Below are 26,557 nucleotides of genomic sequence, written 5' to 3'. Positions count from 1 at the left end.
GGCTAACCGGGGGCGTACCCCTGTTAGGGCTGCTTGTCGTGCGGATCGAAGATCTGCACGGACGGACTCAGCTGCTTGACCTCGCCCTTGGGCGCATCGCCCTCATGACGGGGCGGCGCCTCGACCACTTCGTCGTCGTCATCGGTCCGGTTGGGACCGACGCGCACGTAGTGGAAGAAACCGGCCAGCACCGCCGCGCCCATGGCGAACAGCGCCAGGGGGTTGGTAGAGCCCTTCCACAGCCCCACGGTGGGGCTGATGGTCGGATCCTTGGGCAGGTGGTTGTACAGCTGTGGCTGGTCGGCATGGTGCAGCACGTACATGACGTGGGTGCCCCCTACCCCCACCGGGTCGTACAGACCGGCGTTCTCGTAGCCGCGGCTCTTGAGATCGACGATGCGCTCGGCGGCGTGCTCCTTCATGGCGTCCTTGGTGCCGAAGACGATGGCGCCGGTCGGACAGGTCTTGACGCAGGCGGGCTCCAGGCCGACCCCGACCCGGTCCGAACACAGGGAGCACTTGTAGGCCTTGTTGTCATTCTTCGAGATCCGCGGGATGTCGAAGGGGCAACCGGCGATGCAGTAGCCGCACCCGATGCAGTGGTCCTGGTTGAAGTCGACGATACCGTTGGCGTACTTCACGATGGCCCCCGGACTCGGACAGGCCTTCAGGCAGCCCGGCTCGGCGCAGTGCATGCAGCCGTCCTTGCGGATCAGCCACTCCAGCTTGCCGGCCTCGTCCTCGTGCTCGGTGAAACGCATCAGCGTCCAGGAGTCCGCGGTGAGGTCCGCCGGGTTGTCGTAGGTGCCGTGGGTATGGCCCACCTCGTCGCGCAGCTCGTTCCATTCCGAACAGGCGACCTGGCAGGCCTTGCAGCCGATGCACTTGGACACATCGATCAGCTTGGCCACTTCCGTCTGATTGCGCACGGACGGATAAGCCGTAGTCGTCGCGGAGCGGGCGTAGATATCTTGGCTTGCCATCACGCTTTCTCCACGTTGACCAGGAACGACTTGAACTCGGGCGTCTGGGTGTTCCCGTCACCCACGAAGGGAGTCAGGGTATTGGCCAGGTAACCCATCCGCGCCACGCCGGAGAAGCCCCAGTGGATGGGGATGCCGACATGGTGCACCGTTTCGCCATTGACCTGCAGCGGACGGATCCGCTTGGTCACCACCGCCTTGCAGACGATGTGGCCGCGCTTGGAGCTGACGCGTACGAGATCACCCGCGGCGATGCCCTTCTGCTTGGCCAGCACCTCGCCGATCTCGACGAACTGCTCGGGCTGGATGATGGCGTTGAGGCGGCAGTGCTTGCTCCAGTAGTGGAAGTGCTCGGTCAGGCGGTAGGTGGTAGCCGCATAGGGGAAGTCCTTGCGATCGCCGAAGTCCGCCCAGTCGTCCTTGAGCACCCGCGCCGCCGGGCTGTTCAGCGCCTTGCGGTTGTTGGGGTGCAGCGGGTTGACGCCGATGGGCGTTTCGAACGGCTCGTAGTGCTCCGGGAAGGGTCCCTCGGCCATCTTGTCCAGCGAGAAGAAGCGCGCTACCCCTTCCGGGTTCATGATGAACGGACTCATCCCGTCGCCAGGCTTGCCGTCGATCTTGAAGTCCGGCACGTCGGTACCGCCCCACTTCTGCGCCTTGTCGTTCCACCAGACCAGCTTCTTGCTCGGGTCCCACGGCTTGCCGCTAAGATCCGAGGAGGCACGGTTGTAGAGGATGCGGCGGTTGTTCGGCCACGACCAGGCCCAGCCCAGGGTCTGCCCCATGTGGAACGGATCGCTGTTGTCGCGCCGCGCCATCTGGTTGCCCTGCTCGGTCCAGGCGCCGCAATAGATCCAGCAGCCCGAGGCGGTGCTGCCGTCGTCCATCAATTGGCCGAAACCGGCAAGCTGCTGGCCGGCCTTGGCCGAAACGGCGCCCTTGGCATCGAGCACGTCGGTCACAGCGTAGCCGTTGAACTCCTTGGCCAACTCCTCCGCCGAAGGCTCTCCTGGTTTGGCATAGGGCCAGGAAAGGCCCAGGATTGGGTCAGGAAAGGCACCGCCGTCCTGGCGATAGGCCTCGCGCAATCTGAGGAACAGTTCAGACATGATGACGATGTCGCTTCGGCCCTCGGCAGGCGCTTCGGCACCCTTGAAGTGCCACTGCAGCCAGCGACTGGAGTTCACCAGGGAGCCGTCTTCCTCGGCGAAGCAGGTGGTGGGCAGGCGGAACACCTCGGTCTGGATTTCCGCGGTATTCACATCATTGTGATCGCCGTGGTTGCGCCAGAACTCGGAGGTCTTGGTAGCCAGCGGATCCATGATCACCAGCCACTTGAGCTTGGACAGCCCGCGCATCACCTTGGCCTTGTTGGGGAAGGCGGCGATGGGGTTGAAACCCTGGCAGAAATAGCCGTTGACCTGACCCTTGCCCATCATGTCGAAATAGCGCAGCACATCGTAGCCAGCACCCGTGACGTCGACCTTGGGCAACCAGTGGTAGCACCAGTCGTTATCCTTGGTGGCATTGTCGCCGTACCAGGCCTTCATCAGGCTGACGTGAAACTTGCCGTAGTTCTGCCAGTAGCTCATCTGTCCCGGGCGCAGCGGCTTGCTGGCGCGTCGGTCGATGAAGGCGTGGTAGTCCTGCTCGGCGTCGGCGCCGATGGTCAGGTAGCCCGGCAGCTGGATCGACAGGAGACCCAGGTCGGTAAGGCCTTGGATGTTGGAGTGACCGCGCAGGGCGTTCATCCCGCCACCGGGCATACCGATGTTGCCAAGCAGCAGCTGCACCATGGCGCCGGCACGAATGATCTGGGCGCCAATGGAGTGCTGAGTCCAACCTAGGGCATAGAGGATGGTCATCGTGCGACCGGGCGCCGACGTCTCGGCAATCTCGGCCCAGACCTTCTGGATCGCCTCAACGGGCGTACCACATACCTGACTGGCCACTTCCAGGGTGTAGCGGCTGTAGTGCTGCTTCATCAACTGGAAGACGCAACGCGGGTGCTCTAGCGTTGCATCGATCTTGACGAAGCCGTCGTCGCCGATCTCGTAGCCCCATTGAGTCTTGTCGGTATAGGTACGTTTTTCAGCGTCGTAGCCGGTATACAGGCCGTCTTCGAAGGAGAAGCCTTCCTTCACGATAAAGCCTACGTCGGTGTAGTTACGGACGTATTCGTGTTGGATCTTGTCGTGGGTGATCAGGTAATTGATCAACCTGCCCAGGAAGGCAATGTCGCTGCCGGTCCGGATGGGGGCGTAGTAGTCCGCAACCGAGGCAGAACGGGTATAGCGCGGATCGACCACGATCAGCCGGGCGTTGTTGTGCGCCTTGGCCTCGGTGACCCACTTGAAACCACACGGGTGCGCTTCAGCGGCATTGCCGCCCATGATCAAGACGAGGTTAGTTCTTGATGTCGCTCCAGTGATTTGTCATGGCGCCACGGCCAAACGTCGGGGCAAGACCTGCCACCGTCGGGCCGTGTCAGACGCGCGCCTGGTTATCGAAGGCCAACAGACCTAGATTCCGCGCGATCTTGTGCGTCAAATAACCGGTTTCATTGGAGGACGCCGAGGCGGCCAGGAAGCCCGTGGTCAGCCAGCGATTGACCGTCTGGCCCTTGTCGTTGGTGGCGATGAAGTTGGCATCGCGGTCTTCCTTCATCAGGGTGGCGATGCGGTCAAGCGCCTCGTCCCAGCTGATGCGGGTCCACTCGTTGCTGCCAGGCTTGCGCACCTCGGGATACTTGAGGCGATTGGGGCTGTGGATGAAATCCAGCAGGCCGGCGCCTTTCGGGCAGAGGGTGCCACGGTTGACCGGATGGTCGGCGTCGCCCTCGATGTGAATGATGTTCTGGGCCACCTTCTTGGCCCGGTCGCCCATGCTGTACATGATCAGGCCGCAGCCGACCGAGCAGTAGGGACAGGTGTTGCGGGTTTCCACAGTGTGCGCCAATTTGAAATGGCGCACCTGGTCGGCAAAGGCGGCTGTGGGAGCCATGCCTAACGCCGCCAGGCTGGATCCCGCAAGGCCGACTCCAGCGACCTTGAAGAATTGCCGACGGTTCATATCCACGTTTTCTTGTCCTCGTTCAGGCTGGGCCTGGTGCATAGCCAGGCCCTGAGGCAAGAGTAACTAATCGTTTGGCTTATCGAGCGCTTCGCCCTTGTCGCCGATCAATGGAAGTCGGCCTTCCCTCCTCTAGTCCGATGCGACCTGACGAATGGCCTGAGCATCCAGCTCGGTCGTCGCCCCTTCCACCTGCAGCGGATTGTCGCCCCGCGCCACCAGTCGTTTGCCAATCAGCCGTGAACCCCTGACGTTGAGGTGGTTGCCATCCTGGTACAGCGGCGTGCCGTCGAGTGCCGAATGGCAGCGCTGGGCATCGCAGGTAACGGCCTTGGGATCCAGGGTCAGCAGCTGCGGGTAGCGCTGCTTGAGGTCGTCGAGGATCAGGGTGAAGGATTCCTGGCGCCGCGCCACGTCGCCCAATTCGACGGAACAGTCGTTGGCGGTGTGGAACAGCCGATTCTTGACCTGACAGGTGTCGCGCCCGGCACCGATCTCGGGGATGCCGGCCAGGATCACCGGGGTGGCGCCGCTCTGGACGATGATGCGCAGGGCGTTGTCCAGGCCCTCCCGCAACAGCTCGGCGGGCGTCGCGCTGCCCCCCGGGCGCTGCAGCACGTTGTAGGCCGAAAGGCCAGCTTCGCTCATGCCTTCCAGGTACATCGGCCAGCGTCCGCCCAGCACCACATAGCGATAGCCGCCGGTACGGATGGCCTGGGTCACCACCGGTGCGGTGAGCTGGATCGACGGATCCAGGCGATTGCCCGGGCGGGTGATGTGGACGTCGTCGAGACCGGGCAGGTAGAGGGTGCCACTGCGGGTCATGTCATAGCCGCGCAGGCCGGCGTCCTTGAGCAGGACATCGAGCATGCCGGTGCTGGCGGCGGCGTGGCTATCGCCCACCAGCAGCACCTCCGCCCGCGGCCGGTCGACGGCGCCCAGGCGGCAGCGGTCCGGCGACCACTGGGTCGCCATGGTGCCGAACTCCTCGATGAAGCAGCTGCCCCGTGCCTTGGCGAAGGTGCTGTCCAGCGCCTCGACCATGGCGGCGGTGTTGGCGTCGTAACGCTGCGGAAAACCCTGGAACTTGAGCGTCAGCCCGACCGCCAGCGCACCCACCAGCAGCGGCGCGGCATAGAGGCCGGCGAAGATCAGTCGTGGCGAATGACGCGGCCGACCGCGGAAGGGTTGTTCGACGAAGCGCCACGACAGTGCGCCCAGCACCACCGAGGCCGCCACCAGGGCCAGTTGCAGCCCCAGCTCCTTGGGCACTTCCATGTAGTTCGTGAAGGCCATCAGCGGCCAGTGCCAGAGATACAGCGAATAGGAGATCAGGCCAATGAACACCAGGGGCCGTTGGGCCAGCAGCCAGCGCGCGGGGCCCCGACCGTTTTCTCCGGTCCAGATCAGCAGGGCAGCGCCCAGGCAGGGCCAGAGGGCATTCACCCCTGGGAAGCGACTGTGGTGATCGAGGGTGAAGGCCGGTACCAGGATCAACGCCAAGGCCACCAGCCCAAGCACACTGGCCTGCCCGGCGCTGGCGCGCGGCAGGCGCTCCCAGTACAGCGCCAGCAGGCTGCCCACCAGCAGTTCGAAGGCGCGGGCATGCAGCAGGTAGTAGGCGGCATTGGGTTGCGCCCGTGCGGCCCACTCCGACAGGGCCAGCCCACCGAGCGCCAGCAGCAGGGCGACCTGGCCGCAGCGGCGCACGCCCAGCAGGCGATAGCCCAGCAGGAGCAGCACCGGCCAGAACAGGTAGTACTGCTCCTCTACCGCCAGCGACCAGGTATGCAGCAGCGGCAGCTCATCAGCCGTGGGCGAGAAATAGCCATTGCTGGCGCGCCAGAAGAAGACGTTGGCGATGGACAGCAGCGCGGCCATCAGGCTCTTGCTGTAGCTGGCGAGATCCCGCGGCAGCAGGATGCAGGCAGCCGCGACGCTGGTGACCACGGCCATGGCCACGAAGGCCGGTAGCAGCCGCCGCACACGGCGCAGATAGAAGTCGGCAAAGCTGAAGCGGCCCTGGGCGATGGCGGGCGCGGTCTTGCGAGTGATCAGATAGCCGGAGATGACAAAGAAGACATCGACGCCGATATAGCCGCCACCAAAGGCGCTGAAGCCGACGTGATTGAGAACGACCAGCAACACGGCGATGGCGCGCAGGCCATCGATGTCCCTGCGGTAGTTAAGCTCCATGGTACAGACTCCTGCTCAAGGCCTCGACGGTCCAGCGAGCGGGGCGTGCCATAGGTGCCGAGACAGCCCCGGCAAAAGGGTGGCACGGCCCCACCGCTACAAGGTTGGCTGCGCATCCCGTCGCGCAACGCGCCTTTGAGCCCTTGATAGAACAGAGGTTCTCAGCACAATATCCTTACAATTCAATAGTTTGAACTCATTCACTGATGGCGATTTGCTGCCAGCGAAACGGTCACCAATCTCGCTGATTCGGCAGTATCTGCAAGTCATGCTAAGCTCGCTAACTTTCCTTGCGATACCTACGGACCCTCCGTCATGTCCAATCGCCTGCCGACGCCGCCATAGTCGAGCGCGCTACCATCCTGCCTGGTAGCCGCGCCTGCGGCGCGTGACCTTTCCGTACCGCCCTATGGTTTCTCCGCGACCGTACCCCTCGTGCCGTCGCCCGTTCTGGATACGCCATGAAAAGTGTTTCTCCCCGCGCCGACATCCTGGCCGGTCTCACCACGTCCTTCGCCCTGGTGCCCGAGTGCATCGCCTTTGCCCTGGTTGCCCATCTCAATCCGCTGATGGGGCTCTATGGCGCCTTCTTCATCTGTACCCTCACGGCCCTCTTCGGCGGTCGGCCCGGCATGATCTCCGGCGCGGCCGGCTCCATGGCGGTGGTGATCGTCGCCTTGGTGGTGCAGCACGGCGTGCAGTACCTGCTGGCCACGGTGGTGCTGGGCGGCCTGCTGATGATCGCCTTCGGCCTCCTGCGCCTGGGCAAGCTGATCCGCATGGTGCCGCACCCGGTCATGCTGGGCTTCGTCAACGGCCTGGCCATCGTCATCGCCCTGGCCCAGCTGGAACACTTCAAGCAGGGCGACACCTGGCTCAGCGGCGCCCCGCTGTATCTGATGATCGGCTTGACCCTGGCGACCATGGCCATCATCTGGCTCCTGCCCCGCCTGACCCGTGCCGTACCGCCAGCGCTGGCGGCCATCCTTGGCGTGGGGCTGGCGGTGTATTTCCTCGACCTGCCGACCCGCACCCTGGGCGACATGGCTCACATCGCCGGCGGATTGCCGCAGCTGGCCCTGCCTGATATCCCCTGGAATCTGGAAACGCTGCAGATCATCCTGCCCTATGCGGTGCTGATGGCCCTGGTCGGCCTGCTGGAGACCCTGCTGACCCTGAATCTCACCGACGAGATCACCGAGAGCCGCGGCAGGCCCAATCGCGAGTGCGTGGCCCTCGGCGCGGCCAATATGGCGTCCGGCCTGTTCGGCGGCATGGGCGGTTGCGCCATGATCGGCCAGACCATGATCAACCTGAGTTCGGGTGGGCGTGGCCGACTGTCGGGGATAGTCGCCGGGATCCTGATGCTGCTCTTCGTGCTGTTCCTGTCGCCGCTGATCGAGCGCATTCCGCTGGCGGCACTGGTCGGCACCATGTTCGTGGTCGCCCAGCAGACCTTCGCCTGGGCCTCGCTGCGGGTGCTGCACCGGGTGCCGCGCAGCGACATGCTGATGATCATTGCCGTCACCGTGATCACCGTCTTCGCCGACCTCGCCACTGCGGTGCTCTGCGGCATCGTCCTGGCGGCACTCAACTTCGCCTGGCAGCACGCCCGCCGCCTCTATGCAGACAGCCACTTGGAAGCCGACGGCAGCAAGAGATACCAGGTGCACGGCACCCTGTTCTTCGCCTCCACCGCCACCTTTCTCAACCAGTTCGATCCGGCCGGTGATCCGCCAAAGGTGGTGGTGGACTGCCGCCACCTGAGTTTCGTCGACTACTCCGCCGTGGCGGCACTGCGCACCCTGCACGAGCGCTATGCCAAGGCCGGCAAGCGGGTGCGGGTGCTGCACCTGTCCGCCCGCTGCAAGCAGCTGCTGCGGCGTGGCGGCGTGACGGACGACCTCGCCCTCGGCGATTGAACCCGAAACGGCGCCGCCGGGTCTCTCCCAGCAATATCCTGTTCCCGGAGACCCGCGGCCATGTCCAAGATCCTCGCCTGCCTCGACGGCTCGGCCGTGAGCGCCGCCGTCTGTGACTTCGCCGCCTGGGCCGGCACCGCCCTGGATGCCCCGCTCACCCTGCTGCATGTGCTGGATCACCGACGCTTCCCCCGACCAGGCCAGGCCACCTCGCCGCTGCTGGTCAATCGGGAACAGCTGCTCACCGAGCTGGCCGCCCTGGATGCCCAGCGCGGCACGCTCGCCGAAGACCAGGGCCGGCTACTGCTCGATGCGGCCCAGCTACGGGTGGAAGAGCAGCAGGCGCGCTGCGCCGGCGCCGTGCTGCAACATGGAGATCTGATGAGCTCGCTGGAGAGCCTGCAGGAGGATTTCGACCTCATTGTGCTGGGGCGCCAGGGTGAGGACAGCCCGCCCAAGCGGCTGATCGGTCGCCACCTGGAAAGCGCCATCCGCCTCCTGCACCGCCCGGTGCTGGTGGCCGGCCACCTGTTCGTCAAACCCAGCGGCGTGCTGCTGGCCTATGACGACAGCAGTAGCGCGCGCAAGGCGGTGACCTGGGTGGCCAACTGCCGGCTGTTCGACGGCCTCGCCTGCCACCTGGTGACCGTCGGCCGCGACCGCGAAGAACGCCGCGCCGCCCTCACCCGCGCCGCCACCGAACTCAGGGCGCAGGGCCGCACGGTCACCACCGCCATCACCGACGGCGACGTGGAACTGGGCCTGGAGCGCTATCGCAAGCAACACGGCCTGGAGCTGGTGGTCATGGGCGCCTTCGGCCACTCCCGCCTGCGCCACTTCTTCATGGGCAGCAACACCCGCAACATGCTGGAAGCGGCCGGCAGTGCGCTGATCGTGGTGCGCTAAAGGGGCTTGAGCTCACCCTAGAAATCCACCCGCCCGCGACTGGCCTTGAGGCCGCTGCGGCGCGACTTGCCTTCCAGGCGGCGCTGCTTGGAGCCATAGGTGGGCTTGGTCGGGCGCCGCGGCTTTTCCTGGACGTTGGCCGCCGCGATCAACGTGGCCAGGCGTTCCAGGGCGTCGGCGCGATTCTGTTCCTGGGTGCGGTATTGCTGGGCCTTGATCACCACCACGCCGTCGCGGCTGATGCGCCCGTCGCGCAGCGCTAGCAGCCGCTCCTTGAGCGCTTCCGGCAGCGACGAGGCCTGGATGTCGAATCTCAGGTGGACGGCGCTGGAAACCTTGTTGACGTTCTGCCCACCCGCACCCTGGGCGCGAACCGCGGTGAGCTGTATTTCCTGCTCGGGCAGCGTCAGACGCTCGTCGATGACCAGACTCACGCCAGGTGCGCGCCGCGGCTGAGCCAGGCGTCCAGCAGCGGTTCCAGTTCCTCCAGCGGCTGGTAGCCGTTGGTGACCAGCGCCAGCTGACCATCACGCTCGGCCAACAGCGTGGGGAAGCCGGCGATACCCAGATTCAACGCCCAGTCGAAGTCGGCCTGGGTGGCCTGGTGCGCCGGCTCGCCATCGAACAGCGGGGCGAATTCGATACGCGGCAGGCCACAGGCTTCGGCCAGCTCCACCAGCAGCGCCGGCTGGGTGACGTCGCGGGCTTCGACATAGAAGGCCCGCTGGATACGCTTGGCCAGTGGCCAGACGGCCTCTTCGTCGAGCTGGCGGGCGGCGACCAGTGCGCGGCAGGCCGGCTCGGTGTCGTACACCAGGCCTTCCGGCGGACCCTGGTCCAGGGCGAAAGGCTGGCCCGTGGTCTCCTGTACCGCCTGCCAGTAGGCCAGGGTGCGTACCCGGCTGGCGGTGTCCTGGGCCACCCGCTCGCGGCGCAGGCCGCCCACTACCAGGTGCAGGGGAATGCCCTGGGCGGCCGCCCGCTCGGCCAGGCGCTCGACCACTGGGGCGAAGCCCCAGCACCAGGAGCACATGGGGTCCATCACATAGAGCAGGCGACCGGGCATCCTAGACCTCCTCGGGGCTGGGGGTGGCGTTCAGCCGCGGATCGCGGCCGATGGGATGGGGTTCGTTGCGCAGGCGCGCCAGCTCGATCTGCTTCTGCCGCTCGCGAGCACCGGCGCGGGTCTTTTCCGACAGCGAATCCCAGCAATGCGGGCAGCTGATGCCAGGGCTGTAGTGCGGCGACTGCATGTCTTCCGGCGAGACCGGCGTACGACAGGCATGGCACTGGTCGTAGACCCCTTCGGCGAGGTCATGGGTCACGGTGACGCGGTTGTCGAAGACGAAGCACTCGCCTTCCCAGCGGGATTCCTCCGCCGGCACCTCTTCGAGGTACTTGAGGATGCCGCCCTTGAGGTGGAAGACCTCGGGGAAGCCTTCCTGCAGCATGAAGCTCGACGCCTTTTCGCAGCGGATGCCACCGGTGCAGAACATGGCGACCTTCCTGTGCCGGGCCGGATCGAAGTGCTCGCGGATATAGGCCGGGAAATCGCGGAAGCTCTTGGTCTTGGGATCGATCGCCCCCTTGAAGCTGCCGATGCCCACCTCGTAGTCGTTGCGGGTGTCGATCACCAGCACCTCGGGGTCGTCGACCAGGGCGTTCCAGTCCCGGGGTTCGACATAGGTGCCCACGCGGCGGTTGGGATCGACGCCGGGCACGCCCAGGGTGACGATCTCCTTCTTCAGCTTGACCTTGGTGCGATAGAAGGGCTGCTCGGCGCAGTAGGATTCCTTGTGGTCGATGTCAACCAGGCGCGGATCGGCGCGCAGCCAGGCCAGTACCGCATCGATGCCTTCGCGGCTGCCGGAAACGGTGCCGTTGATGCCTTCCTCGGCCAGCAGCAGGGTGCCCTTGACGTCATGGGTCAGCAGAGTCTGCAGCAGGGGTTCACGCAATTGGACGTAGTCGTCCAGGGTGACGAACTTGTACAAGGCCGCCACGACAATCTTGTCGGTCATCTTCGGGTTCCCAGGGGTCGCCCTCGCAAAGGGCGGACCGGTTAGACGAAAACGCCGGCAAGAATGCCGGCGCCGATCAAATTTTAACCAATTAGCAAGGCGCCGAACAATGGCGCCTTGAGATCAACCCGCCGGGTCGTGCTTGCTGCCGCCGCGACAGGTGGGCGAATCCGGTGCCTGCCCCTGGGCCGCCCACTCCGCCGGGGTATAGGTGTGCAGCGCCAGGGCGTGGAACTGGCCCATGAGTTCGCCCAGGGTGCCGTAGACCTTCTGGTGGCGTTTCACCGCGTTGAGCCCGGCGAAGTGTTCGCTCACCACCACCGCCTTGTAATGGGTCTCCTGGCCGCGGCTGTGCATGTGGCTTTCGTCCAGCACCTCCAGGTGCTCGGGTTGCAACAGGCCCAGGCTGGACTGGATACGTTCGCGCATGCTCATGGGAATACCTCGACTGTGAGAAACGTCATTCTAGCGAGCCTGGGCCCCGCCCGGAAACGACGAAGCCCGGAACGGGTCCGGGCTTCGTGGCAAAGGCTCGACTCAGCGCTTGGCGGGCGGCGGCGCGTTCTCGGCACCGGCCGGCGGCTTCACGCCCAGCTCCTTGTCCATCTCGGCGAGGATACCGTTGACCTTGGGTACCGCCTGCTCCAGCTTGGCCTGGGTCAGCTGCGCGGACTGGGCCGACAGCCGCGGCAGGGTGGCGATCATCTTCTTGCCCAGATCGGACTGGTAGAACTTGATCAGGCCTTCCAGCTCGTCTTCGGTGAAGTTGTCGGTGTACAGCTTGACCATCTCGGGCTTGATCTTTTCCCAGCCGATGGTGCTGTCCAGCGCCTGGTTGGCACGGGCGGTATAGCTTTCCAGCACGGCTTTCTTGGCCGGCGCCTTGGCCTGCTCGAAGTGCTGGGCGAACAGTTGCTGGACCTGGGCGTAGACCGGGGTGGTCAGCTTGTCGGCGTTGGCCAGCTTGAGAAAGCGCTCCGCGTCGGCCGCGTGGCTCTTGGCGTCGGCCAGGGCGAAGCTGCTGGCGCTGGCGAGCAGCACTACGGCGCCAAGCGTACGGAGAGTCTTTTTCATGGACGTCCTTGGGGATGCGAAAAATGGACGGGAAGTCTGGCAGAGATGGGCTGAATGCCAGCTGAACTGCCCACGGCCCTCACAATTGAGAATACTTCCCATTTGGGAACCCTGGCGCTAAGCTGCTGCCCAAGCTAGCTGGACCCACACTCTATAAGCGGAGACCGCCATGAGCCGTACCGAAACCGATAGCATCGGCCCCATCGAAGTAGCCGACGACGTCTACTGGGGCGCCCAGACCCAGCGATCGCTGGAGAACTTCGCCATCGGCAACCAGCAGATGCCGCTGGCGGTAGTGCATGCCCTGGCGACGGTGAAGAAGGCGGCCGCGCGGGTCAATCTGCGCCTTGGCGAATTGCCGGAAGATGTCGCCACCCTGATCGAAAAGGCCAGCAGCGAGATCCTCGACGGCTTCCACGATGACCAGTTCCCCCTGGTGGTCTGGCAGACCGGCAGTGGCACCCAGAGCAACATGAACGTCAACGAGGTCATCGCCGGGCGCAGCAACGAACTGGCCGGCAACGGCATGGGCGGCAAGAAGCCGGTCCATCCCAATGACCACGTCAATCGCGGCCAGAGCTCCAACGACTGCTTCCCCACCGCCATGCACATCGCCACCGCCCTGGCGGTGCAGAACGACCTGCTGCCGGCCATCGCCGAGCTGTCCGGCGGCCTGGCGCTGCAATCGGCGCGCTACCAGAACCTGGTCAAGACCGGCCGCACCCACATGATGGATGCGACGCCAGTGACCTTCGGCCAGGAGCTGTCGGCCTTCGTCGCCCAGCTGGATCTGGCCGAGCGGGCCATCCGCAACGCCCTGCCGGCGGTCCTGGAACTGGCCCAGGGCGGCACCGCCGTGGGCACCGGCCTCAATGCACCCAAGGGCTTCGACGAAGCCATCGCCAAGGAAATCGCCGAACTCACCGGCCTACCCTTCGTCACCGCGCCGAACAAGTTCGCCGCCCTCGCCGGCCATGAACCGCTGGTGGCCCTGCACGGCGGGCTCAAGACCCTGGCCGTGGCCCTGATGAAGATCGCCAACGACCTGCGTCTGCTGGGCTCCGGTCCGCGCGCCGGTTTCGCCGAGGTGAAGCTGCCGGCCAACGAGCCGGGCAGTTCCATCATGCCGGGCAAGGTCAACCCGACCCAGTGCGAGGCCCTGTCGATGCTGGCCTGTCAGGTGATCGGCAACGACGTCACCGTGGGTTTCGCCGCGAGCCAAGGTCATCTGCAACTCAATGTCTACAAGCCGGTGATCGCCCACAACGTGTTGGAATCCATCCGCCTGCTGGCCGATGGTAGCCGCAACTTCAACACCCATTGCGTCACCGGCATGGAGCCGGACGAGCACAAGATGGCCGAGCACCTGGAACAGGGATTGATGCTGGTGACGGCGCTCAATCCGCACATCGGCTACGACAAGGCCGCCGAGATCGCCAAGAAGGCCTATGCCGAGAACAAAACCCTGCGCGCCGCCGCGCTGGAGCTTGGCTACCTGACCGACGAGCAGTTCGATCAGTGGGTACGCCCGGAGACCATGCTGGAAGCCGGTGGCCGTGGCTGAGGCCCGCGGCGCCACGCCGCTGGAGGGAGATGGCCGGCGCCTGCTGGTCATCCAGGGCAATCCCAAGCGCACCAGTTTCTGCCAGTCGCTGGCCGACGCCTATGTCCAGGGCGCCCAGGCTAGCGGCCAGGTGGTGCGCCAGCTCAAGTTGGCCGATGCCCAGTTCGATCCGGTGCTGCGCGAAGGCTATGACCTCTCCCAGACCCTGGAGCCGGATCTGCTGGAAGCCCAGCGGCAGATCCACTGGGCCGAGCACCTGGTGTTCATCTACCCGGTGTGGTGGAACGGCTTGCCGGCGGTATTGGCGGGCTTTCTTGAACGGGTGCTGCAACCGGGCTTCGCCTTTGCCCAGCGCGACCAGACCTGGGGCGGCGAACCCCTGCTGACCGGCCGCAGCGCCGAGTTGCTGGTGACCTCCGACACCCCGCCCTCCCCCTGGCAGCGCCTGCGCAACCAGGCGCCCCATCGCCAGGGCATCCAGGAGGGCCTCGAGGCCTGCGGTATCCAGGTGCTGCAGGTCCACGAGTATTCGCCAGTGCGGGCAGCCGACGAGGAGCAGCGGTTGCGTTGGTTGCAGGAAGTGGAGCGGTTGGGGCGGAACGAGTAGTTGCACGTTTTCTATCGCGGCCATGGGCCGCTCCTACACCTTGGACAATCCGTAGGAGCGGCCCATGGCCGCGATCAGCAAGACGCCTGAGTTCCGTAGGAGCGGCCGCATCGGCGGACCGGCATGGCCGCGATTTCGTCGCTGCAAACCGAAGCCTGGCATAACCAAAGCGCCTTTTATTCTTTCTCCTGCGGATCATCCATCGGCACTATCGGCTCTCCTCTTTCGTCCGCGGAGATCCGCCATGACCCGCTATCTCATCCTTCCCGGTTGGCAGGGCTCTGGCCCTGAACATTGGCAGACCCACTGGCAACGCCTGCTGCCGGACGCCCGTCGTGTCGAACAAGACGACTGGCAACGCCCCGATCCGCAACGGTGGGTGGATGCCCTCGACCAGGCCATCGCCAGCTCGCCCTCACCCGTGGTGCTGATCGCCCATAGCCTGGGCTGCGTGACCGTCGCGCGCTGGGCCGCCAGCGCTCCGGTGGCGCGTCGGCAGCGGGTGCTGGCCGCCTTGCTGGTGGCGCCGGCCGACGTCGAGCGCCCGAGTTGCCCGGCGGAGCTGGTGGGTTTCGCGCCCTTGCCCCGCCAGCCGTTGCCCTTTCCCTCGCGGGTGGTGACCTCGGACAACGACCATGCCATCAGCCTGGCGCGGGCCGAAGCCCTGGCGCAGGCCTGGGGCAGCGAGCTGGACATCCTGTCCGGCGCCGGCCATATCAATACCCGCTCGGGGCATCGGCAGTGGGAAGAGGGTCTGCTGCAGCTGGCGAAGCTCGGATCGGCCCAGGGCCTGCGGGTCGCCTGAGCCGCGCTCAGCGCTCAGAAACGCCCCATGACCTGGGTCTGGCCGGCCCTGAGCCAGCCGATGCTCTGCAGCACCGGTGCGATGTCGCTGCCGGGCTGCGCCGTACCCTGCACCTGACCCCGCCAATTGGCCAGGCTCAGGCGCAAGTCCAGACGATGCTGGCCGGGGCGCTCGAAGAGGCCCTGCAACCAGGGTGCGGTCTGGCAATCCACCTGCAGCCGAACGTCGCCCAGGCTGAGTCGCCGGGGCACCAGGATCTGCAGGCCATCGCCCTGCCAGGCGCCACCGGTCGCCTGGCAACGGCGCCAGCTGCCCCCGAGGCGGACGTCGCCGACCAGCCGACCGGCGAGCAGTGCGCTCCCCGGTGTTTGCACCCAGCGCAGATCGCCACCGGCGAGATCGGCCCGCCACTGCCAGGGCCAGCCGCTCAGGGTCAGTCCCCAGGGTGCACCTTCGGGCTCGCCTACCGTGACCTGCAGCCTGCCCGGCCAGCGCAGGTGCCACTGCCAGGGCCCGGCGCCACCACCGGGCCAGGCGAGGCGCTGCATGCCGCCGCCGAGCAAGGAGCCCTGCAAGCCGACCGGGGTGACCTGGGGCGGCAGCAGGCGTGGCAGCCAGTCCGCGGCCGGCCAGTAGAGCAGGCAGCCCAGGGCGAAGATCAGGCAGGCGAACAGGGTGAACGCCAGGCGCACGAGCCAGCGAGTCATGGCGCGCGCTCCACCAGCACCGCCAGGACTTCCAGTTCGAAGGCCACGCCCGTCGGCTGGCTGTGGATCCTAAGGGTCTTGGGCAACCAGCCACGCGCACGCGCCCAGGCCTGCAGCCGCTCCACGGCGGCCACATTCACCGCGTCTCCGCGCAGGTGCCAGACCGGCTCGCCCAGGGTCAGGGCGCTGAAGGTCACACCGTCAACCGCACCGCGCCAGTCCGCCTCCTGCAACGGCTGGGCGACGGGCAGCGCCCGAGCCTCTTCGGCGAGGCGGACCCAGTCCACCGAGACGGGTCGACCGCCTGGCGCAGGGCGCAGCAACAGGATGGCGGCCAGCAACAGGATGACCAGGCCGCCGAGGACCAGTCGCTGGTGCTCGGCGGGCAGCCGCTGCCAGCGCTGCAAAAGGGTGCTCATGGTCGCTTCTCCGTCGGGGCCGCCAGGCGCAGGGTCAGGCGCCCGGCCTGCCGTTGCCACTGCAGGGTAGCGAATTCCTCGCCGAGTCGGGTGCGCAAGGCCTTGTCCAGGCTGGCTGGCCCGTCCAGCACCACCCGGATGCCCTGCTCGTCCAGCGACCACTCCACCAGGCGCAGGCCGGGCTGAGTATTCAAGACGGCGCCGAGCGGACCCCCGAGCCGCTGCCAGAGGCGCCACTGGCCCTCCAGCTGCCGTTGGGTCCGGCTGGCCAGCTGGAGTTCGCGCGCGGCGCGGCCGGCATCGAGCCGGTCGCTAGGCAGGCCCAGACGCTGGGCGACATAGGCCCGGTCCGTCTGGGCCTGGCGCCAGTGCTGCACCTGCTGCAGCCCCAGGTGCATCGCAGCCAGCACCGCAGCGGCGGCCATGCCCAGTACCAGGGGCCGTGGCAGCCCCAAGGACGCTCGACGGCGGCGCTGGCCTTGCCGTGGCCAGAGATCCTGGGGCGCCACGCCGGCGGCGGGCTGGGGCCAGAGGGGTGCGACGGTGGCCTCGGGATCGGCGTCGAGCAGAGTGGCCAAGGCTGGCGGCAGACTCGCCTGGAGCGCGCTGGGCCAGGTCAGCCAGACGTCGCGATCCGCCACGCGGGTCTTGAATCTCAGACTGTCGCCCAGGCGCACGCCGATCCCACCCTCCGCGGTGGGCTCGGGCAAGAACTGGAAGTCGACCCAGCAGCCGGCCACCGTCCAGCCGCAGGCGGCGCAGTGCTCACGCCAGGCCTCCAGCAGCGCCCGGTCGAGGGCCAGCAGGCGCAACCGGCCAGGAGCGCGACCCAGGCAGACCAGTTGCTGGCCGCTGGCGTCCGCCAGCAACTGGTCTTCCAGCAGCAGGCCCCACTCGTGGGGACGCAGACCCTTGGGCGCGGCGACGTCGAACAGGCTGCAGTCCTCACCGTGCAGCAGCAGGGTCACCGGCTGGGCGGCCTCTGGCAGCGCCGCCGCGGCTTGCAGCCGGTCGTCCTGGAGGCGCGCGGCCACCAGCGGATTGTCCGGGCCCGGCGGACCGGGTCGCCGCGTGCGCAGGAGCAGGCGCGCGGAACTCTGGGCCGGGCTGAGGTCGCGGCGCAACAGGGGCAGCAGGCGCCCGAACGGGAGGGAGGCGAGCATGGGGTCAACCTGTCTGAGGCAGGGCGAAGGTGCAGACATAGCCGGCACCCTGCACGGTAAAGGTCAGCCGTACCCCATTGGCGGGTTCGGCCTGGGGCGGATAGGCGAGCCAGCGCCCGCCGCCGTGGAATTCCAGTTGCAGGCGCTCGATGCCAGGTTGGTTGAGCACCGGTTGCCAGACCGGGGCCTCCACCGCATCCAACTCGGCGCTGCGCCACAGTCGCAGCCGCTCCTGGTCGGCATCCCATTCCAGGCGCTGGCGGCGCAGGCGACCGGCGCCCTGTCCCTCACTCAGCGGCAGGGCATCCAGGGCGACCCAGTCCAGCCGGTGCTCGTCGGGGTGCCAGTCCAGCAGGGCGTTGTGCAGCGGCAGACGGTGCTCCTGCAGCGGGCGCAGGACCAGGCCACCCAGGCGGCGATCCAGCAGGCCGCAGAGGTCCAGTACCCGCGCATCGGTCGACTCCCGCGCAGCCAGGCGGCCGCGGGCGTCGAGCCAGAGATTGACCAGCCCACCCAGCAGCACGGCGAGCAGCGCCGTGAGGGCGATGGCCAGCAGCACCTCGATCAGGGTCATGCCCGCCTGGCCCCTCATGGTTGGGCTCCGGCATGGATCGGCCAGTCGCCCAGGCTCCGACCGAGGGCGGCATCGGCATAGAGCGCCAGGCGTTGCCCGCCCAGGGGCCCGCCCGCGCCCTCCAGCCGCCAGTAGCAGCGCTCGCCGCCCCGGCTCAGTTCGCCCTGACTGGCGGTCAGGCCTTCCACCTGCCAGCGGGCCTGGAGTTCGCGGGCGCAGAGCTGGGCCCGTTCGCGGGCCTGGGCGACGCCGGCGATGTCCAGCCGCTGGCCGATCACCTGGCTGACGCCCACCGCCATGAAGGCGACGATGGCCAGGGCCACCAGCACCTCCAGCAGGGTGAAACCGCGCTGGTTCATGGACGCTCCACCGCGGCACGACCCCGCGCATCGACCACCAGCAGCCATTGCCGCTCTTCTTCGGCGAAGGCCAGGTGCTGGCCTTGGGTATCGCCGTTCGGCCACCAGACCAGCCGCGGCTGCGCACTCACCGGCTCGGCCAATTGCAAACCGCTGGGCCAGCGCCCGTCGGGTAGATCGGCGCTGCCCAGGGGTTGCCAGCGCGGGCCCTGGGCATCGGCCACCAGCTGCAGATAGCGAAAGCCGCTGGCGTCGGCCTGCCAGCCGAGGATGCGCCCGCTGTGACGGGCGCTGTCCCGCGCCAGCTGGAAGTCGCCCGCGAGGCTTTCCAGCCGCCACTGCCCGGCCGGACTGCCGCCGCCCAGGCGCGCCACGCCCACGGTGGTCAGCAGCCCGACGATCAAGAGCACGACCATCAGCTCCAGCAGGGTGAAACCGCCCTGGCGCCCTGGCATGGCAGTTCAGAGGGTCCAGTTGCCGATGTCGGCATCGCTGCCCTCGCCGCCTTCGCGGCCGTCGGCGCCGAGGCTGTAGAGATCCACCCGGCCATGCTCGCCGGGGATGCGATAGCGATAGGCGGCGCCCCAGGGGTCCTCCGGCAGGCGGCGGATATAGCCGTCGGCGCGATAGTTGCGCGGCTCGGGGGCCTGGGTCGGCTTGCTCACCAGGGCGGCGAGACCCTGCTCGGCGGTGGGATAGCGCAGGTTGTCCAGGCGGTACATGTCCAGCGCCTGCTCCAGGCTGGCGAGATCGGCGCGGGCCTTCTGCTGCATGGCCTTGTCCTGGTTGTCCAGCACATTGGGCGCGACGATGGCCACTAGCAGGCCGATGATGAAGATCACCACCATGATCTCGATGAGGGTGAAGCCGGCCTGGCGGGCGGGTACGGCATGGGAAGGCATCGCGAAAGTCTCCTTGGGGTGCATCAGAGGTTGAGCGCCTGGTTGAGCTGCATGATGGGCAGCAGGATGGCGAGCACGATGGCCAGCACCACCCCACCGAGCACCAGGATCAGCACCGGCTCGAACAGCGCCAGGGCCAGGTCCACCTGCTGGTTGAAGTCGCGCTCCTGGGCATCGGCGACCCGTTCCAGCATGGCGTCCAGGGTGCCGCTGGCCTCGCCGCTGGCGACCATGTTCACCAGCAAGGGGGGAAAGACGCCGCTGCGATCCAGCGCCCGGCCAAGGCCAGTGCCGGCGGTGACCTGCTCGATGGCGGCTTCCAGGGCATCGCGCAGCACCTGGTTGCCCAGGGTGGCGCGACTGACCTGCAGGCCTTCGAGCACCGGGATGCCGCTGCCAACCAGGATCGCCAGGCTGCGGGTCAGGCGGGCGCTGTCGAGGGTGCGCAGCAACTCGCCCAGGCGCGGCAGGCGCAGCAGCTGCCGGTGCCAGCGTCGCCGCCACTCAACCTGGCGCAACAGGCGCTGCACACCTAGGCCGACCAGCAACACCAGGCCCAGCAACCAGGGTCCGAAGACCAGCAGACCGTCGCTGACGGCCACCAGGGCGCGGGTGATCCAGGGCAGTTGCAGGCCGCTGTGGATGAATTGCTCGGTGAGCTTGGGCACCACGAAGGTCATCAGCCCCGCCACCACGGCGATCGACACCAGGGCCAGCGCCAGCGGATAGATGAGCGCGGTGCGCGCCTTGTGGCGTTGGCGCTGCACCCGTTCGAGATAGTCGGCCAGGCGTTCCAGCACCGGGCCCAGGCGCCCGGCCCGTTCGCCAGCGGCCACCAGGGTCAGGTACAGCGGATCGAAGGTGCCCGGATGGCGCCCCAGGCTGTCGGCCAGGGTGTAGCCCTCGCGCACCTGGCCCAGCAGATCCAGCAGCAGCGCCTTGAGCGCCGCCTGGCGACTCTGGCGCTCCAGCATCTGCAGGGCCTCGGCCAGCGGAATGGCGGCGCCCACCAGGGTCGCCAGCTGGCGGGTGAAATCGGTGCGGCTGTTGGCGTCCAGCCGCCCGGCACGGTTGCGGATCCCCCGTGCCGGACCGGTCGCCTGCACCTCGCGGGGAAAGAGGCCGCGCTCGCGCAGCAACTGGCGGGCATGGCGCTCGCTCTCGGCCTGGATGATATCGCGCTGGCGACGCCCGTCGCCGTCCAGCGCCAGGTAGCGGTAGGCCGGCATCAGCGCAGCGCTCCGCCAGGGACCTTACTGGTGCACCGCACGCAGCACCTCCGCCAGGCTGGTCTCGCCTGCCGCCAGGCGCTCCAGGGCGCTCTCGGCCAGGCTGGCGCGGCGGCCTTCCAGCAACCGGGCCATCTCGCCTTCACCGGCGCCGCGATAGATGAGCTCGGCCAGTTCGGCGTCCAGGGCGACGAATTCGTAGAGCCCCAGGCGACCGCGATAGCCGCTGCCATTGCAGCTTGGGCAACCCTGGGGCTCGCGCAGCCGTTCGAGCCCGGCCAGCCCTGGCAGCAGCGTCTGTTCGGCCGCCCGCAGTGGACGCCAGGCCGCGCAGCTGCACAACCGTCGTACCAGCCGTTGGGCCAGCACGCCCTTGAGGCTCGACGCCAGCAAGAAGGGCTCCACGCCCATGTCGCGCAGCCGGGTGATGGCGCCCAGGGCGCTGTTGGTGTGCAGGGTGGAGAGCACCAGGTGGCCGGTGAGACTGGCCTGCACGGCGATGCCGGCGGTCTCCACGTCGCGGATCTCGCCGATCATGATGACGTCCGGATCCTGGCGCAGGATGGCCCTCAGGCCGCTGGCGAAGGTCAGGCCGGCACGAGGGTTGACCGGCGTCTGGCCGATGCCGGGCAAGGCGTATTCCACCGGGTCTTCCACGGTGAGGATGCTGCGGCTGCCTTCGTTGAGCAGCCCGAGGCTGGCATAGAGGGTAGTGGTCTTGCCCGACCCGGTGGGGCCGGTGACCAGCAGGATGCCATTGGGCTGGGCCAGGGCACCGCGCAGGCCGGCATCGATGGCCGGTGGCAGGCCGAGGCGCGAGAGCTCCAGCAGGCTGGCCTGCTTGTCGAGGATGCGCATGACCACCCGCTCGCCATGGACGCCGGGCAGGGTCGAGACGCGGATGTCGACGTCGCGACCGCTGGCTCTGAGGGTGATGCGGCCATCCTGGGGCTGGCGCTTCTCGGCGATGTCCAGCCGCGCCATGACCTTGATCCGCGACACCAGCATGGCCGACAGCGCCCGCGGCGGGCGCAGCAGCTCGCGCAGCACCCCATCCACCCGCACCCGCACCACCAGCGCCTGCTCGAAGGTCTCCACGTGCAGGTCGGAGGCGTCCAGGCGCAGCGCCTCGGCGAACAGGGCGTTGATCAGGCGGATCACCGGCGCCTCGCCAGCGCTGTCGAGCAGGTCCTCGACCCGTGGCAATTCCTCCATCAGCCCGGCCAGGTCGACGGTCTCGCCGAGCCCTTCCACCAGCGCCTCGGTGCTGGCCTGCCCGGCTTCATAGAGCGGGCCCAGGCGCTGCTCGAAGACCTCGCGCGGGAGCCATTCGCAGCCTTGCGGGGGACCGTGGCGACGCTGCACCTCCTGCAGCAACGCCAGGTCCGCATCCAGGCGGCACAGCAGCCGATAGCCCTCGGGTGCTGCGGCCAGGGCGATGCCGGCCTGGCGCGCCAGACGATAGGGCAGCGTCGGCGTCATCAGAGGCCGTCCAGGCGCGCCCGCGCCGAGGGATAGAGACTCTGCAGGGTGGGCGCACCGCGCGTACCCGGCGGTGTGGCCGGCAAAGCCGCGGCCGGGGCGGCGGCGCGCATGCCGCGGTACTTGTCCTCGCTGATCTGCTGCACCAGCGCCGGATCGCGCAGGATGCGCGGGCGGATGAACACCACCAGATTCTGCTTGGTGCTGGAGCGGGTACGCGACTTGAACAGATTGCCCAGCACCGGCACGTCGCCCAGCAGCGGCACCCGCTGGTCGCTGTCGTTGCCCTCGTTGCTGATCAGGCCGCCCAGGACGATGAGGCCATTGTCCTCCACCATCACCGTGGTCTTGATCTCGCGCTTGTTGGTGACCACGTCGCTGGCACGCACGTTGTCGGCCAGGGACGAGACCTCCTGGACGATCTCCATGCGCACCGTGTCGCCCTCGTTGATCTGCGGCTTGAGACGGAGCTTCACCCCCACTTCGCGACGCTCGATGGTCTGGTAGGGATTGGCGTTGTTGCTGGTGACCGAACCCGTGACGAAGGGCACCTCCTGGCCGACCATGATGGAGGCTTCGGCGTTGTCCAGGGTCAGCAGGGTCGGTGTCGACAGCAGGTTGAAGCCGCTCTCGCTGCGCATGGCCTGCAGCAGGGTGACGAAATTCAACCCGCTGCCGCCGATGCGCCCGACGCCGGCGGAGATGCCCTGCATGCCCGAGAGCAGACTGCCCAGGGCACTGGTGTCCTGGTTGGCCGCGGCGGCGGCGATACCGTTGATGGGCGTGCCATTGGTGAAGTTGACGCCGCCCGCCGGCAGGTTGCCATTGCGGTCGAGGAACAGCCACTGGACGCCCAGCTGGTTGGCCTTGGTGTCGGTGATCTCGGCGATGATGGCTTCCACCACCACCTGGGCGCGGCGGATATCCAGCTGGCTGATGATGCGTTTGTAGCCGGCCAGCTCCCGCGGCGGGCCGATCAGCACGATGGAATTGGTGCCCATGTCCGCTTCCAGGCGAATACCGGGCGCTCCCGGCGCCAACGCCCCGCCGCTGCCCTTGGGCAGAGGAGCCTCCCCCTCTCCACCACCGTCCACAGGGGTGGTATTACCGACAGGGGCGGCCACGGGGATCTCCACCCGCGCCTCCTGGGTGACCTCGCCGCTCAGGCCGCGCAGTACCTTGACCACCTCGCCGGCCTTGGCATGGTGCAGATAGACCACCTCGGTGTCGCTGGCGGCATCGCGAGAGACGTCCAGTTCGGCCACCAGTCGGCGCACCTGGCGCCGCACGCTTTCGTCGCCACGCACCATGAGGGCATTGCTGCGGGCGTCGGCCAGCACTTGGACGCCGCCACCGGCCTGGCCGCGACTGGCCAGCAGGCGCTCCACCAGCGGCGCGGTGTCGCGCGCCTGGGCATGGCGCAGGCTGATCATCTCCACCGGCTCGTCGCGCCCGCGATCCAGCCGCGTCAGCAGCTGGCCGATGCGGCTGAGGTTGCTGCGCCAGTCGGTCACCACCAGCAGGTTGCTGGCCGGATAGGGCGTGGCCACTCCGACCCGGGCGTCCATCAGCGGGCGGACGATGCCCAGCAGCTGTTCGAGATTGCCGCCGCGCACGGCGAATACCCGGGTCGCCACGGTATCCCCGGCGCCGGGCTTGGCCGGGGCGCCGTCGTCCACCTCCACCGGCAGCGGCTCGGTGCGCGCGGCCTGGTCCGGCAGGATCTTCACGCTGCCGTCGTCCAGCTCCACCGCGGCGTAGCCATTGGCGCGCAGCTGGGCCAGGGCCAGCGCATAGACGTCATCGGCGGCCAGGGGCTGGGCGCTACGTACCGTCAGGGTGCCGCGCACCCGGGGATCGATGACGAAATTGGTGCCGGTGATGCGCCCCACGCTTTCGATGAACAGATCGATCTCGGTGTTCTCGAAATTGACCTCGAAGCGTTGTTCGGCCTGGGCGCCGAGCAGCCAGAAGGCGAGGAGCAGGCCGCAATAGCTGCGTTTCTTCACAGGGACAGTCTCACGGGTAGGGCCAGGGCGCGGCCCTGACGTTCCAGTTCCAGGGTCAGGGCGCCGGTGGCGCGCCAATGCGGCAGGCGTTGCAGCAGCGTCCGGGTATCGGCCACGGGGACGGCGTCCACCCGGCGCAGCACGTCGCCGGGCTCAAGTCCGAGGCCACTGAAAAAGGCCGGCTCGGCGCCGGGTTGCAGGCGGTAGCCGGTCAACTCGCCGTGTTCGCGCACGGGGGTAGCGCGAATGCGTCTGAGCAGATTGGCGAGGTCACCCTCCTCCGCCGCTGGCGTAGACGGCGCCTTGACTGTGGCCGGCTTGGCCGTATCGCTAGCGGCCAGGCCCACCAGCGCTCGCGGCGCCGGCCAGGGCAGCCGCTCTTCGCGGCCGGCGCGGCTGAAGACCAGGCCCTGGGCGTCGATGGCGGTCAGCACCAGCCCCGGCGCCAGGCTGTCGCCCAGGACCAGCGACCGCTGGCGATCGCCGTGGCGCAGGACCACCACGGAGCCGTCGATGGGCACCGCCTTGATTGCCCCGACCCACTGGATCGGCAGGGTGCTGGGCGCCGCCTGGCTGGCGGCGCGCCAATGGCCGGCGAGCAGATCGGTGGCGGGAGACGCCTCGACCTGGACACTGGGTACGGGCGTCGGCAGCCACAGCAGGCGCAGATCGCAGACCACCCGCGCCGCCAGCCAGGCGGCGATGCCCAGCCACAGCAGGGTCAGCAGCCGCAACGCCAGGGGATGGATGAGCAGGCGCGCCATCAGGCCAGAGACTCCAGACGGCGGCGCAAGGCGGCCAGCGGATGCCAGCCCGGATGGCCTTCGACGAACTCCAGGCGTGGCACGGGTAGCGGCGCCACGCCCCAGTCGGCGGGCCGGGCGCGCAGAAAGGCTTCGAGGCGTTGCCACAGCGCCTCACCGGCGCCGAGCTCGCGCCCCAGGGCGAAGGTGCGACAGGTAAAGGAAACGCCCAGGGGCGCCTGCACCGGTCCGATGCGCTGGCCACGCGGCGCGCCGTAGCGGCAGGTCCACTGGACGCCCGTCAGCCGCGGCAGATCCTGGCTGTTGTCCAGCAGCAGGGGTTCGCCGAAGCGATTGTCCGCGGCTTCCTCCAGCAGCGTGTGCAGGCCGTCGGCCGAGGTGGGCAGGTCCAGCACCGTGGCCTCGTGGCCGCCACAGAGGGCGATCAGGTGCTCGCGGGTGATCCAGTCGCCGCGTCGCAGCGGCTGGTCGTATCTCAGGCCGGGCAGGAGCACCGGCTGCGCATCGCCACCGCCCAGGGCCGCGGCGATCAGGGCGTCCCAGCTGCCGCCGAGCAGGTCACGGCGCCAGAGGTCCACCGGCGCCCGTGCCAGACGCTGGTCGAGCCAACCGGCATGGGGCGCGCGGGCGACGGCCAACTGACGCTGGTGGCTTTCCAGCAGGGCCCGGTCGAGCACCCGCTCGGCCTGCACCGGATGGAAGACGGCGTCCAGGCGCCAGCCGTCGCGACCACCCCGGCAGCGGATCTCGAAGATACCGACGCCGCGGCAACCCGGCAGGCACACCGGCAGCGGCCGACCGCTGCCGCGCATCACCGGGATCAGCTCCGGCCAGAGATCCTGGCCGCGGGCGCAGAGCAGCAGGTCCGCTTCCTCCAACCGCTCGGCCAGCCACAGGCCCGGTCCGCTGCCGACATCGGCCAGCACCACCAGCAGATCGGCCTTGCCCCGTGCCTCGGCCAGCACCGGGCGCAGCCGGGCATACCAGTCGGCCAGGGGCGCCTGCTGATCGCTGGCATAGGGATCGGTCACGCCGACCAAGGCGATGCGCACCCCGTCGCGCTCAATCAGGGTGAAGGGGGCGACGCCCAGGGCGCTGCGCTGTTCCTCGGTGAGGGTGGCGCCCAGTACCGGACGACCATAACGGCGATAGAGGGCGGCGCTGCGCTCGGGCCAGAGCAGGCGTTCGTCACTGCTGACCCGGACCTCGCTGCCCAGCAATTGACTGCCATCCACCCCGGCTTCGCCGCGAGTGAGCTGGGTCAGGCCGCTGCCGTTCCAGCACTGGCCATTTTCCAGGGTCAGGCTGCGGGTCTTGCCCTGACGGGTGCGCAGCTGGATCAGCTGGCAGGCCAGGGCGGCATAGCCACCGTAGCGCTGGCCATCGCCACGCCCGGCATCCAGCAGAGGCGCCAGCGTCGGGGCCAGGCGCGCGGCATCTGCACCGGTGCGCCAGGGCGCGGCGCCGATGCGCCCGGCCGGGCCGAGGCGTACCCGTGGCACCACCGGCCAGCCGGGTTCGCGGGCGTCCAGGGTGTCGGCCACATAGAGCAGTTGCAGATCAGCATCCCCCGAGCGAGTCGAGAGGCCCTGGGCACAGCCGCCCAGCAGCGGCACCGTGGCGCCCGCCGCGAGCCAACCCAAGACCTGGCGTCGTGCCCAGTTGCTCATCCGATGTCTGCCCTGCGCGCTAGAGAGGGCGGCATCCTAGGCGGCGAAAAGCTACAAATTCATGACAAAACAGCAAGTTACAAACTGTTACAGATGGTCTGCCGGGAAATGACCGGCTGTAACCTTTCA

The 26,557-nt window shown here is 67.9% G+C and carries 24 protein-coding genes and 1 pseudogene; 5 read left to right on the top strand and 20 right to left on the bottom strand.

Annotation, left to right across the window (positions count from 1 at the left end):
- Positions 1 to 23: 23 nt before the first annotated feature.
- The 3 genes and pseudogenes from fdxH to LRS53_RS00240 form a co-directional block, all read right to left on the bottom strand.
- Positions 24 to 983, bottom strand: a complete 960-nt coding sequence (fdxH, locus tag LRS53_RS00250) for a formate dehydrogenase subunit beta (protein ID WP_231354465.1) — start codon at positions 981 to 983, stop codon at positions 24 to 26.
- Positions 983 to 4,061: pseudogene (gene fdnG / locus LRS53_RS00245) on the bottom strand (formate dehydrogenase-N subunit alpha). Before fdnG ends, fdxH begins: the two are co-directional and overlap by 1 nt.
- Before the next feature lie 126 nt (positions 4,062 to 4,187).
- Positions 4,188 to 6,251: an acyltransferase family protein gene (locus LRS53_RS00240; protein WP_231354463.1), complete on the bottom strand. Its 2,064-nt coding sequence runs from the start codon at positions 6,249 to 6,251 to the stop codon at positions 4,188 to 4,190.
- A gap of 461 nt (positions 6,252 to 6,712) precedes the next feature.
- Here LRS53_RS00240 and LRS53_RS00235 point away from each other — a divergent pair, with 461 nt between their 5' ends.
- Together LRS53_RS00235 and LRS53_RS00230 are read left to right on the top strand one after the other, a co-directional pair.
- Positions 6,713 to 8,173, top strand: coding sequence for a SulP family inorganic anion transporter (locus LRS53_RS00235; protein WP_231354461.1), 1,461 nt, complete (start codon positions 6,713 to 6,715; stop codon positions 8,171 to 8,173).
- 60 nt (positions 8,174 to 8,233) lie between these two features.
- The gene (locus LRS53_RS00230) at positions 8,234 to 9,079 is read left to right on the top strand and encodes a universal stress protein (RefSeq protein WP_231354459.1); all 846 of its coding nucleotides are present in this window, start codon (positions 8,234 to 8,236) and stop codon (positions 9,077 to 9,079) included.
- A gap of 17 nt (positions 9,080 to 9,096) precedes the next feature.
- On the opposite strand, the gene arfB is transcribed toward LRS53_RS00230, so the two are convergent.
- From arfB to LRS53_RS00205, 5 genes are all read right to left on the bottom strand, one after another.
- Positions 9,097 to 9,507, bottom strand: coding sequence for an alternative ribosome rescue aminoacyl-tRNA hydrolase ArfB (gene arfB, locus LRS53_RS00225; RefSeq protein WP_037063345.1), 411 nt, complete (start codon positions 9,505 to 9,507; stop codon positions 9,097 to 9,099).
- Between the two features lie 2 nt (positions 9,508 to 9,509).
- Positions 9,510 to 10,145 (bottom strand): DsbA family protein, encoded by a 636-nt coding sequence (locus LRS53_RS00220; RefSeq protein WP_017639807.1) that lies wholly within the window; start codon positions 10,143 to 10,145, stop codon positions 9,510 to 9,512.
- Between the two features lies 1 nt (position 10,146).
- The gene (trhO, locus tag LRS53_RS00215; protein WP_064309448.1) at positions 10,147 to 11,100 is read right to left on the bottom strand and encodes an oxygen-dependent tRNA uridine(34) hydroxylase TrhO; all 954 of its coding nucleotides are present in this window, start codon (positions 11,098 to 11,100) and stop codon (positions 10,147 to 10,149) included.
- A 123-nt stretch (positions 11,101 to 11,223) separates the two neighbouring features.
- Positions 11,224 to 11,535, bottom strand: coding sequence for a BolA family protein (locus tag LRS53_RS00210; protein ID WP_231354457.1), 312 nt, complete (start codon positions 11,533 to 11,535; stop codon positions 11,224 to 11,226).
- A 102-nt stretch (positions 11,536 to 11,637) separates the two neighbouring features.
- On the bottom strand, positions 11,638 to 12,174 hold the full coding sequence (locus LRS53_RS00205) for a DUF2059 domain-containing protein (protein ID WP_017639810.1): 537 nt from the start codon (positions 12,172 to 12,174) through the stop codon (positions 11,638 to 11,640).
- A gap of 169 nt (positions 12,175 to 12,343) precedes the next feature.
- On the opposite strand from LRS53_RS00205, the gene LRS53_RS00200 reads away from it, so the two are divergent.
- From LRS53_RS00200 to LRS53_RS00190, 3 genes are all read left to right on the top strand, one after another.
- Positions 12,344 to 13,738, top strand: a complete 1,395-nt coding sequence (locus LRS53_RS00200; protein WP_017639811.1) for a class II fumarate hydratase — start codon at positions 12,344 to 12,346, stop codon at positions 13,736 to 13,738.
- A complete protein-coding gene (locus tag LRS53_RS00195; RefSeq protein WP_007162355.1) occupies positions 13,725 to 14,345 on the top strand; it encodes an NAD(P)H-dependent oxidoreductase in 621 nt (206 codons plus the stop codon). Before LRS53_RS00200 ends, LRS53_RS00195 begins: the two co-directional genes overlap by 14 nt.
- A 244-nt stretch (positions 14,346 to 14,589) precedes the next feature.
- On the top strand, positions 14,590 to 15,150 hold the full coding sequence (locus LRS53_RS00190; RefSeq protein WP_231354451.1) for an RBBP9/YdeN family alpha/beta hydrolase: 561 nt from the start codon (positions 14,590 to 14,592) through the stop codon (positions 15,148 to 15,150).
- A gap of 14 nt (positions 15,151 to 15,164) precedes the next feature.
- Here LRS53_RS00190 and LRS53_RS00185 read toward each other — a convergent pair whose 3' ends face one another.
- From LRS53_RS00185 to LRS53_RS00130, 12 genes are read right to left on the bottom strand one after another with little or no spacing between them, the layout of a single operon-like run.
- Positions 15,165 to 15,857, bottom strand: coding sequence for a hypothetical protein (locus tag LRS53_RS00185; RefSeq protein WP_231354449.1), 693 nt, complete (start codon positions 15,855 to 15,857; stop codon positions 15,165 to 15,167).
- On the bottom strand, positions 15,854 to 16,276 hold the full coding sequence (locus LRS53_RS00180; protein ID WP_231354439.1) for a hypothetical protein: 423 nt from the start codon (positions 16,274 to 16,276) through the stop codon (positions 15,854 to 15,856). The genes LRS53_RS00185 and LRS53_RS00180 overlap by 4 nt, the downstream gene beginning before the upstream one ends.
- Positions 16,273 to 17,439 (bottom strand): general secretion pathway protein GspL, encoded by a 1,167-nt coding sequence (locus tag LRS53_RS00175; RefSeq protein ID WP_231354436.1) that lies wholly within the window; start codon positions 17,437 to 17,439, stop codon positions 16,273 to 16,275. Before LRS53_RS00175 ends, LRS53_RS00180 begins: the two co-directional genes overlap by 4 nt.
- 4 nt (positions 17,440 to 17,443) lie before the next feature.
- Positions 17,444 to 18,031, bottom strand: coding sequence for a prepilin-type N-terminal cleavage/methylation domain-containing protein (locus LRS53_RS00170; RefSeq protein ID WP_231354433.1), 588 nt, complete (start codon positions 18,029 to 18,031; stop codon positions 17,444 to 17,446).
- The gene (locus LRS53_RS00165) at positions 18,028 to 18,372 is read right to left on the bottom strand and encodes a type II secretion system protein (RefSeq protein ID WP_231354422.1); all 345 of its coding nucleotides are present in this window, start codon (positions 18,370 to 18,372) and stop codon (positions 18,028 to 18,030) included. Before LRS53_RS00165 ends, LRS53_RS00170 begins: the two co-directional genes overlap by 4 nt.
- Complete coding sequence (locus LRS53_RS00160) at positions 18,369 to 18,827, bottom strand: GspH/FimT family pseudopilin (protein ID WP_231354420.1); 459 nt, start codon at positions 18,825 to 18,827, stop codon at positions 18,369 to 18,371. The genes LRS53_RS00165 and LRS53_RS00160 overlap by 4 nt, the downstream gene beginning before the upstream one ends.
- Before the next feature lie 6 nt (positions 18,828 to 18,833).
- Entirely contained in the window at positions 18,834 to 19,274 is a 441-nt protein-coding gene (gene gspG, locus LRS53_RS00155; protein WP_017639819.1) for a type II secretion system major pseudopilin GspG, read from the bottom strand.
- A 23-nt stretch (positions 19,275 to 19,297) separates the two neighbouring features.
- Positions 19,298 to 20,503, bottom strand: coding sequence for a type II secretion system inner membrane protein GspF (gene gspF / locus LRS53_RS00150; protein ID WP_231354417.1), 1,206 nt, complete (start codon positions 20,501 to 20,503; stop codon positions 19,298 to 19,300).
- Between the two features lie 24 nt (positions 20,504 to 20,527).
- Positions 20,528 to 21,985, bottom strand: coding sequence for a GspE/PulE family protein (locus tag LRS53_RS00145; protein WP_231354409.1), 1,458 nt, complete (start codon positions 21,983 to 21,985; stop codon positions 20,528 to 20,530).
- Positions 21,985 to 23,994 carry a type II secretion system secretin GspD gene (gene gspD, locus LRS53_RS00140; protein ID WP_231354407.1) on the bottom strand — a complete coding sequence of 670 codons (2,010 nt, stop codon included), beginning with the start codon at positions 23,992 to 23,994 and terminating at the stop codon, positions 21,985 to 21,987. Before gspD ends, LRS53_RS00145 begins: the two co-directional genes overlap by 1 nt.
- Positions 23,991 to 24,758: a hypothetical protein gene (locus tag LRS53_RS00135; protein ID WP_231354399.1), complete on the bottom strand. Its 768-nt coding sequence runs from the start codon at positions 24,756 to 24,758 to the stop codon at positions 23,991 to 23,993. Before LRS53_RS00135 ends, gspD begins: the two co-directional genes overlap by 4 nt.
- Positions 24,758 to 26,428 (bottom strand): lipoprotein UxpA, encoded by a 1,671-nt coding sequence (locus LRS53_RS00130; RefSeq protein ID WP_231354395.1) that lies wholly within the window; start codon positions 26,426 to 26,428, stop codon positions 24,758 to 24,760. Before LRS53_RS00130 ends, LRS53_RS00135 begins: the two co-directional genes overlap by 1 nt.
- Positions 26,429 to 26,557 lie beyond the last annotated feature (129 nt).

The sequence above is a fragment of the Pseudomonas sp. PLB05 genome (assembly GCF_021106615.1).
GTDB classification, from domain to species: domain Bacteria; phylum Pseudomonadota; class Gammaproteobacteria; order Pseudomonadales; family Pseudomonadaceae; genus Chryseomonas; species Chryseomonas benzopyrenica.
The sequence above is the reverse complement of the archived record's forward strand: the minus strand, read 5'-3'. Positions and strand labels throughout refer to the sequence as shown.